Origin of the sequence: Streptomyces montanus, from assembly GCF_005786655.1 — a bacterium.
In the GTDB taxonomy this organism is placed as follows: Bacteria; Actinomycetota; Actinomycetes; order Streptomycetales; family Streptomycetaceae; genus Streptomyces; species Streptomyces sporangiiformans.
Genome location: NZ_VBZC01000052.1, coordinates 57,976 through 67,174, shown reverse-complemented (window position 1 = coordinate 67,174; position 9,199 = coordinate 57,976). Strand labels below are relative to the sequence as shown.

The 9,199-nt window shown below is 70.5% G+C and carries 9 protein-coding genes; 8 read left to right on the top strand and 1 reads right to left on the bottom strand.

The window, feature by feature from the left end:
- Nucleotides 1-1,452, top strand: a 1,452-nt coding sequence (locus FE633_RS35240) for an ACT domain-containing protein (RefSeq protein ID WP_138049241.1), incomplete at its 5' end; no start/stop codon positions are given.
- A gap of 155 nt (nt 1,453-1,607) precedes the next feature.
- Nucleotides 1,608-3,161 (top strand): signal recognition particle protein, encoded by a 1,554-nt coding sequence (ffh, locus tag FE633_RS35235; protein WP_138049240.1) that lies wholly within the window; start codon nt 1,608-1,610, stop codon nt 3,159-3,161.
- Between the two features lie 146 nt (nt 3,162-3,307).
- Here ffh and FE633_RS35230 read toward each other — a convergent pair whose 3' ends face one another.
- Entirely contained in the window at nt 3,308-4,165 is an 858-nt protein-coding gene (locus FE633_RS35230) for an SAM-dependent methyltransferase (protein WP_138049239.1), read from the bottom strand.
- A gap of 231 nt (nt 4,166-4,396) precedes the next feature.
- On the opposite strand from FE633_RS35230, the gene proS reads away from it, so the two are divergent.
- The 6 genes from proS (at nt 4,397) to trmD (ending at nt 9,153) form a co-directional block, all read left to right on the top strand.
- Nucleotides 4,397-5,812 (top strand): proline--tRNA ligase, encoded by a 1,416-nt coding sequence (proS, locus tag FE633_RS35225; protein WP_138049238.1) that lies wholly within the window; start codon nt 4,397-4,399, stop codon nt 5,810-5,812.
- A 250-nt stretch (nt 5,813-6,062) separates the two neighbouring features.
- Nucleotides 6,063-6,659 carry a hypothetical protein gene (locus FE633_RS35220; protein ID WP_119104649.1) on the top strand — a complete coding sequence of 199 codons (597 nt, stop codon included), beginning with the start codon at nt 6,063-6,065 and terminating at the stop codon, nt 6,657-6,659.
- A gap of 296 nt (nt 6,660-6,955) precedes the next feature.
- The gene (gene rpsP / locus FE633_RS35215) at nt 6,956-7,384 is read left to right on the top strand and encodes a 30S ribosomal protein S16 (protein WP_138049237.1); all 429 of its coding nucleotides are present in this window, start codon (nt 6,956-6,958) and stop codon (nt 7,382-7,384) included.
- A 2-nt stretch (nt 7,385-7,386) separates the two neighbouring features.
- A complete protein-coding gene (locus FE633_RS35210) occupies nt 7,387-7,626 on the top strand; it encodes an RNA-binding protein (RefSeq protein WP_014176063.1) in 240 nt (79 codons plus the stop codon).
- 106 nt (nt 7,627-7,732) lie between these two features.
- On the top strand, nt 7,733-8,320 hold the full coding sequence (gene rimM, locus FE633_RS35205; RefSeq protein ID WP_138049236.1) for a ribosome maturation factor RimM: 588 nt from the start codon (nt 7,733-7,735) through the stop codon (nt 8,318-8,320).
- On the top strand, nt 8,320-9,153 hold the full coding sequence (trmD, locus tag FE633_RS35200) for a tRNA (guanosine(37)-N1)-methyltransferase TrmD (RefSeq protein ID WP_138049235.1): 834 nt from the start codon (nt 8,320-8,322) through the stop codon (nt 9,151-9,153). The genes rimM and trmD overlap by 1 nt, the downstream gene beginning before the upstream one ends.
- Nucleotides 9,154-9,199 lie beyond the last annotated feature (46 nt).

The window sequence follows — 9,199 nt, the reverse complement described above, 5'->3', positions numbered from 1 at the left end:
GACCCCGTACTGCCGCTGCGCGCCGCCGCCGCGGCCGCCGAGTCCGGCCTGCCGCTGTCGCTGCACGCGGTCCGCCGTATGGCCGCCGCGGCCCGCCCGCTGCCCACGCCCTGGCCCGCCGAGGCCCGTGAACAACTCGTCACCCTGCTCGGCTCCGGCCGTCCGACCGTCGACGTCTGGGAGGCCCTGGAGGCGGAGGGGCTGATCACTCAGCTGCTGCCCGACTGGGAGCGCGTACGCTGCCGCCCGCAGCGCAACGCCGTACACATCTGGACCGTCGACCGGCACCTGATCGAGACGGCGGTACGAGCCTCCGAAATGACCCGGCGCGTGAGCCGCCCCGACCTCCTCCTGGTTGCCGCGCTGCTGCACGACATCGGCAAGGGCTGGCCCGGGGACCACTCCGTCGCCGGCGAGATCATCGCGAAGGACGTCGCCGCCCGCATCGGCTTCGACCGCGTGGACGTCGCGACGCTCGCCACCCTCGTCCGCCATCATCTGCTGCTCGTCGAGACGGCGACCCGGCGCGACCTGGAGGACCCGGCGACCGTGCGCTCGGTCGCCGACGCGGTCGGCTCGCAGGGCACGCTGGAGCTGCTGCACGCGCTCACCGAGGCGGACGCGCTGGCCACCGGGCCCGCCGCCTGGTCCTCGTGGCGCGCGTCACTCGTGGCCGACCTGGTGAAGCGGGTCGCGGCCGTGCTCGCCGGGGAGACCCCCGAGGAGCCGGAGGCCGCGGCGCCCACCGCCGAGCAGGAACGGCTCGCGATCGAGGCGTTCCGCACAGGCGGCCCCGTCCTCGCGCTGCGGGCCCAGACCGAGCCTCCGACCGAGGAGCCCTCGGGCGAACCGGAGCCCCTCGGGGTGGAACTGCTCATCGCCGTGCCCGACCAGCCGGGGGTGCTTCCCGCGGTGGCCGGTGTGCTCGCCATGCACCGGCTCACCGTGCGCACGGCGGAGCTGCGGGCGCTGGATCTGCCCGACCCCGTCCACGGCTCCGAGGGCTCCGAGCGCTCCGAGGGCTCCGTGCTGCTCCTCGACTGGCGCGTCGCCGCCGAGTACGGGTCGCTGCCGCAGGCCGCCCGGCTCCGCGCGGACCTCGTGCGCGCCCTCGACGGCTCGCTCGACATCGCCGGACGACTCGCCGAGCGGGACGCCGCGTATCCCAGGAGGCGGGGCATCGTGGCGCCGCCGCCGCGGGTGACCGTGGCCTCCGCCGGATCCCGGCTCGCCACGGTCATCGAGGTGCGCGCCCATGACGCCCCCGGCCTCCTGCACCGCATAGGGCGGGCGCTGGAGAAGGCGAACGTACTGGTGCGGAGCGCGCATGTCTCCACGCTGGGCGCGAACGCGGTGGACGCCTTCTATGTGACGGGGCCCGAAGGGGCGCCGCTGCCGGGCGAGGAGGCGGCTTCGGTGGCCCGCGCCCTGGAGGAGACGCTGCGGGGGTGAGGGGCGCGTGTGTGGCGAGAGGGGAGTACGGTCGCCCTCTCGACACCGGCTCCTGCTTCCCGGAGGCGAACCGAGCACTTTAAGAACCCGCGCGGGCGGATACCCTGGGAGGCGACCCCGTCCGCCTGCTCCCTACTTGAGGATTCGCGACCGCCGTGTTCGACACTCTTTCCGATCGCCTCGCAGCGACATTCAAGAATCTCCGCGGCAAGGGGCGCCTCAGCGAGGCGGACATCGACGCCACGGCGCGTGAAATCCGCATCGCCCTGCTGGAGGCGGATGTCGCGCTGCCCGTTGTGCGGGCCTTCATCAAGCAGATCAAGGAGCGGGCGCTCGGCGCCGAGGTGTCGCAGGCGCTCAACCCGGCCCAGCAGGTCATCAAGATCGTCAACGAGGAACTCGTCGGCATCCTCGGCGGCGAGACCCGGCGCCTGCGCTTCGCCAAGCAGCCGCCGACCGTGATCATGCTCGCGGGTCTGCAGGGTGCCGGTAAGACGACCCTCGCCGGAAAGCTCGGCAAGTGGCTTCAGGGCCAGGGCCACACGCCGCTGCTGGTCGCCTGTGACCTCCAGCGCCCGAACGCGGTGAACCAGCTGAGCGTTGTCGCCGAGCGCGCGGGCGTCGGCATCTACGCGCCCCAGCCGGGCAACGGCGTCGGTGACCCGATCCAGGTCGCCAAGGACTCCATCGAGCACGCGCGGCAGAAGCAGCACGACGTCGTCATCGTCGACACCGCCGGCCGCCTCGGTATCGACACCGAGATGATGCAGCAGGCCGCGGACATCCGTGACGCGGTCTCGCCCGACGAGGTCCTCTTCGTCGTCGACGCGATGATCGGTCAGGACGCGGTGAACACCGCGGAGGCCTTCCGTGACGGCGTCGGTTTCGACGGCGTGGTCCTGTCGAAGCTCGACGGCGACGCCCGAGGCGGTGCGGCGCTGTCCATCGCGCATGTCACCGGCCGCCAGATCATGTTCGCCTCGAACGGCGAAAAGCTGGACGACTTCGACGCGTTCCACCCGGACCGCATGGCGTCCCGCATCCTCGGCATGGGCGACATGCTCACGCTGATCGAGAAGGCCGAGCAGACCTTCTCGCAGCAAGAGGCCGAGAAGATGGCCTCCAAGCTGGCCTCCAGCAAGGGCAAGGACTTCACGCTCGACGACTTCCTGGCCCAGATGGAGCAGGTCAGGAAGATGGGCTCCATCTCCAAGCTGCTCGGCATGCTCCCCGGCATGGGTCAGATCAAGGACCAGATCAACAACCTCGACGAGCGTGACGTCGACCGCACGGCCGCGATCATCAAGTCGATGACCCCGGGCGAGCGTCAGGAACCGACGATCATCAACGGTTCGCGGCGCGCGCGTATCGCCCGCGGTTCGGGCGTCGACGTCAGCGCCGTCAAGAACCTCGTCGAGCGGTTCTTCGAGGCCCGCAAGATGATGTCCCGCATGGCCCAGGGCGGCGGCATGCCGGGGATGCCCGGAGTGCCGGGCATGGGTGGCGGTCCCGGCCGGCAGAAGAAGCAGCCCAAGAAGGCCAAGGGCAAGCAGCGTTCCGGCAACCCGATGAAGCGCAAGCAGCAGGAGCAGGAGGCCGCCGCCCGCCGCGAGGCCGCGGGCCAGGCCGGCGGCGCCTTCGGCCTGCCGGGCGGCCAGCAGCCGCAGGACTTCGAGCTCCCCGACGAGTTCAAGAAGTTCATGGGCTGACAGGTCACCTGGGCTGACGGGTCACGCGCCGACAGGTCACTTGGGCTGACGGGTTTCTCGTACGCCTCTTCTCGTACGCTGCTGGGGGCGCCCTTCTCCGTGAGGGCGTCCCCAGCGGCGTACCGGGTCGTGCCGTTGCGCCGGGTCTAGGGGGTACGCGCGATCAGATAGCGGAAGACGTTCGGCATCCACACCGTGCCGTCCGGCCGCTGATGCGGATGCAGCGCCTCGGTCAGCTCCTTGTCGACCTGGGCCTGGTCGGTCGCGCGGACGGCCGCGTCGAAGAGTCCGGTGGACAGCAGACCGCGTACCGCGTTGTCCAGGTCCGCGTATCCGAAGGGGCAGGCCACCCGCCCCGAACCGTCGGGCCTCAGGCCGGCGCGCTGGGCCACCTCCTCCAGGTCGTCCCGCAGGGCGGGGCGCCAACTGCCCGTACTGCGCAGGGGATCCGCCAGCTTGGTGGCGACCCGCAGCACGGACGAGGTCGCGCAACGCTCCGGCGGCCCCCAGCCGGCGAGCACCACAGGGGTCCCGCGAGTGGCGAGCGGTGTCGCCTCCGACAGGAGCTCGCCCAGCCCTTCGGAGTCCCCCGCCATGCAGCCGATCGGTTCGAAGGCGGTCACCAGGTTGTACGCGGGTGTCCGGGCGTCGGTCGCGTCCCGTGGGTTGCCCTCGACCAGCCGGGTGCCGGCACGCGCGCGCGTGCCCCACGCTTCGGGCAGCAGACGCTCCCGCGCGAGGGCCAGCCGTTCGGGCGAGCACGAGTCGACGCCGGTGACCGCCGCGCCCCGCGACGCCGCCATCAGAAGGGCGAGCCCGGAACCGCAGCCGAGGCCGAGCAGCCGGGTCGAAGCGCCCACATCGAGTCGCTCGTATACGGCCTCGTAGAGCGGGACGAGCATCCGCTCCTGGATCTCGGCCCAGTCACGCGCGCGTGCACACGGGTCCACCTGGGGCCTCGGTCCTGCGTGAGGTAGGTGTTGCCGCACGAGCGTAGGTGTCATCTAAAGCGCCCCAATCAACCGAGAGTTGCTGCTGTGCCCCGTTTCCTGTGCCCCCGTGCAGTGCGCTCGCACTCCCCCCGTATGCCAGGAAACTCCGCGCCCGTCGTGGCGTCCAGAGGTTGCGGGCTTCTGCTTGCGTGCCACCCGTGCGCGCCCCCACGCGCCCTCTGATCCACGCTCACGGAAAAATGCATGCACGGCTCCGAGGGCCGCCGCCGTACCATGCGCGCCATGGCAAAGACACCCGTTCTCACGCCCCGGGCGGACGATTTCCCGCGCTGGTACCAGGAGCTGATCGCCAAGGCCGAACTGGCCGACAACGGGCCGGTGCGCGGCACCATGGTGATCCGACCGTACGGCTACGGCCTGTGGGAGCGGATGCAGCAGGACATGGACGCCCGCATCAAGGAGACGGGCACCCAGAACGCGTACTTCCCGCTCCTGATCCCGCAGTCGTACCTCGCCAGGGAGGCCGACCACGTGGAGGGCTTCGCGCCCGAGCTGGCCGTGGTCACGCACGGCGGCGGCAAGGAGCTCGAGGAACCCGCCGTCGTGCGCCCCACCTCCGAGATGATCATCAACGACTACTTCTCGAAGTGGGTGCAGAGCTACCGCGACCTGCCGTTGCTGATCAACCAGTGGGCGAACGTGGTGCGTTGGGAGCTGCGGCCGCGTCTGTTCCTGCGGACCACCGAGTTCCTCTGGCAGGAGGGGCACACGGCGCACGCCACATACGAGGAGGCGCGCGACTTCGCGGCCCGCATCCAGCGCCATGTCTACGCGGACTTCATGGAGAACACCCTCGCGATGGACGTGGTTCTCGGCCGCAAGACCGTCAAGGAGCGCTTCGCGGGCGCCATCAACACGCTCACCCTCGAAGCCATGATGGGCGACGGCAAGGCCCTCCAGATGGGCACCAGTCACGAACTCGGCCAGAACTTCGCCAAGGCCTTCAACACCCAGTACCTGTCGAAGGAAGGCAAGCAGGAACTGGTCTGGCAGACCTCGTGGGGCTCGACCACCCGCATGATCGGTGCCCTGGTGATGATGCACGGCGACGACAACGGCCTCCGGGTCCCGCCCCGCCTCGCACCCGTCCAGGCCGTCGTCCTCGCGATCAAGGGCGACGACGCGGTTCTGGCCAAGGTCCACGACATCGGCGATCGGCTGAAGGCGGCGGGCGTACGCGTCCACGTCGACGACCGCACGGACACGCCCTTCGGCCGCCGCGCCGTGGACTGGGAGCTCAAGGGCGTACCCGTACGCATCGAGATCGGGCCCCGTGACCTGGACAGCGGCACCGCGATGCTGGCCCGCCGCATCCCCGGCGGCAAGGAGCCGGTGGCGCTCGACGCGCTCGCCACCCTGCTGCCCACGGTCCTCGAAGAGGACCAGGCGCTGCTCCTCAGGCAGTCGCGCGAGCGCCGCGAGTCCCGTACGGCGGAGGTGTCGACGACCGAAGAGGCCCTCGAGGCGGCCGCCGCCGGCGGCTGGGCGCGCATCCCCTGGTCCGACCTCGGCGAAGAGGGCGAGGCCAAGCTCGCCGAGCATGCGGTGACCGTACGGTGTCTGGTCTCTCCGGACGGGTCGGTCCCGGACTCCGAGGACGCACCCGGTAACGTCGCGGTGGTCGCGCGCGCTTACTGAAGTAGGCAGAGAGCGGCTTGAACGCCTCTTGCGCAACTGGCGACCACAGGTCCCCCGGCGCGCGGACATCGTCTACGCGCCGGGTCGTACGTGCGGCTACGCACCACCTTGGTATGAGCTGTGAGGCTTCTCCGCAGATCAGCGCACCCGCCCTCGTCAGGACGCATCAGCGGCAACTGACGGGTACGTGCAAATTATTTGGGATGCCCCGGAATAGGAACACAGAGGCACCCAGGCTCGTTGTCACGACGTGAGCACGACACCACCTGTTCTCGCCGCAGAGCTGGCAGGGGCGTGGGCCGACATTCAGCGGCACCACCCCGAGCTGCCGGATCTTGCCGCGCCCGAGTCCCTGATCGGGGAGTCGTCGTCCGCCTGCGGACACGAGCTCTCCTTCGAGCGACTGCTTCACGAAGCAGTCCATGGCATCGCCGCCGCCCGAGGAGTCCGCGACACCTCGCGTGCGGGCCGGTACCACAACCGCAGATTCCTCGCGATCGCCGAGGAGCTGGGCCTGGACCACCCGGAGGAGCCGCACCCCAGCAGCGGCTTCTCGCTGGTCACGCTCAGCCCCGAGGCGAAGCGGCGCTACCGCCCGACGATCGAGCGGCTGCAGCGCGCCCTCAAGGCGCACTCCGCCGCGACCGCCGCGGACACGGCCCGCAGCTTCCGGGGTCCGGCCGCCCGGCACGGCTCCTCCGGAGGAGGCGTCCGCGTCAAGGCGGTCTGCGACTGCGGGCGCAACGTCCGCGTCGTCCCGTCGGTCCTCGCCCAGGCCCCCATCGTCTGCGGCGGCTGCGGGAAGCCGTTCCGGATCCCGGAGGTGGTCGGGGCGGCCGCGGGCTGAGCCATTCGTCCCCTGGACTGTGCCGTTCGTGGCCGGACCAGGGTGCGGTCAACCGTCGGGCGGCAATCGGCGGGCGGCGACCGTCGGGTGCCGTCGGTTGCCGTCATGCCCAGGTGAGGGTGCGGCCCCTGGTCCAGCCGCCCGGCCGGGTGTGGCAGAATGGCTGGCTGTACTCGACAGCCGCACAGGACCCCTCTCTCCTCCGGCTGACGCGTCCATCGGGCACTCGGGTACCGCAACCCCACGCGGCAACCTCGCCGTGCCCAACCACGTCAAGACCAGGAGACACCACTCCCGTGGCAGTCAAGATCAAGCTGAAGCGTCTGGGCAAGATCCGTTCGCCTCACTACCGCATTGTCGTCGCCAACTCCCGTACCCGCCGTGACGGCCGGGCCATCGAGGAGATCGGCCTGTACCACCCGGTGCAGAACCCCTCGCGCATCGAGGTCGACGCCGAGCGTGTGGCGTACTGGCTGGGTGTCGGCGCGCAGCCGACCGAGCCCGTGCTCGCCATCCTCAAGAAGACCGGCGACTGGCAGAAGTTCAAGGGCGAGCCCGCCCCGGCACCGCTGCTGCAGCCGGCCGAGAAGGCCACGCGTCCGTCGTTCGACGCCCTGGGCGGCGACGACGAGGGCAAGGGTGAGGCCATCACCCAGAAGAAGAAGGCTGAGAAGAAGGACGAGGCCGCCGCCGAGTCCTCTTCATCTGAGTCGACCGGGGCCTGAGCATGCTCGAGGAGGCTCTCGAGCACCTCGTGAAGGGCATCGTCGACAACCCTGACGATGTGCAGGTCGCCTCGCGCAACCTGCGCCGCGGGCGCGTCCTCGAGGTCCGGGTCCACCCCGACGACCTCGGCAAGGTGATCGGTCGCAACGGCCGCACCGCGCGCGCCCTGCGCACCGTCGTGGGCGCCATCGGCGGACGTGGCGTCCGCGTCGACCTCGTCGACGTGGACCAGGTGCGCTGACACAACGCAACACCGGCTCGGGCCGGGGACGGCCACTTGGGGCCGTCCCCGGCCCGTAGTCGTCTACGCGGTAATGCCGTAGGCACACGACAGGAGATCGAGCACAGTGCAGCTGGTAGTCGCACGGATCGGCCGCGCCCACGGCATCAAGGGCGAGGTCACCGTCGAGGTACGCACCGACGAGCCGGAGCTGCGGCTCGCGCCCGGCGCCGTCCTGGCCACGGACCCCGCCTCGGCCGGTCCGCTGACCATCGAGACGGGCCGGGTGCACAGCGGCCGTCTGCTGCTGCGTTTCGAGGGTGTACGGGACCGGAACGCCGCCGAGGCGCTGCGCAACACCCTGCTGATCGCCGACGTCGACCCGGACGAGACGCCCGAGGACCCGGACGAGTACTACGACCACCAGCTGATGGACCTGGACGTCGTCACGAAGGACGGTGCCGAGGTCGGACGGATCACCGACATCGCGCATCTGCCCTCGCAGGACCTCTTCGTGGTGGAGCGGGCCGACGGCGGCGAGGTGCTGATCCCGTTCGTCGGGGAGATCGTCGTGGAGATCGACCTGGAGGAACAGCGGGTGATCGTGGACCCGCCGCCGGGTCTGATCGACGACCGCGCGGAAATCGCGTCCTCCAGGGACTCCTCCGCGGAGTCCTCCACGGAATCCGCGGAGCCCTCCGGGGAAGAGGCGTAATGCGGCTCGACGTCGTCACGATCTTCCCCGAGTACCTGGAGCCGCTGAATGTCTCCCTCGTCGGCAAGGCACGCGCGCGTGGACAGCTGAATGTGCACGTGCATGATCTGCGGACGTGGGCGTACGACCGGCACAACACCGTCGACGACACCCCTTACGGCGGCGGCCCCGGCATGGTCATGAAGACCGAGCCCTGGGGCGACGCCCTGGACTCGGTACTCGCGGACGGCTACGAGACCGGCTCTCATGAGCCCGCTCTCGTGGTCCCGACGCCCAGCGGTCGCCCCTTCACCCAGAAGCTCGCCGTCGAGCTCTCCGAGCGTCCCTGGCTGGTCTTCACGCCCGCCCGTTACGAAGGCATCGACCGCCGCGTCATCGACGAGTACGCGACCCGGATGCCCGTCCACGAGGTGTCCATCGGCGACTATGTACTGGCCGGCGGCGAGGCGGCCGTACTCGTGATCACGGAGGCCGTGGCCCGGCTGCTGCCCGGCGTCCTCGGCAACGCCCAGTCGCACAGGGACGACTCCTTCGCGCCGGGTGCCATGGCCAACCTCCTGGAGGGGCCCGTCTACACGAAGCCGCCCCGGTGGCGCGACCGTGAGATCCCGGACGTCCTGCTCAGCGGCCACCACGGGAAGATCGCCCGCTGGCGCCGGGACGAGGCCCTGCGGCGCACGACGGCCAACCGGCCGGACCTCATCGAGCGCTGCGACCCCGCAGCCTTCGACAAGAAGGACCGTGAAATGCTCTCCATCCTGGGCTGGGCGCCGGACCCGGAAGGGGAGCCGCAGGGCCGATTTTGGCGCAGGCCAGAGGGCGTGGAAGAATAGACCGCTGTTGTACGTCGTCCAGCGTGCGCCCCTGCCACAGGGGGAT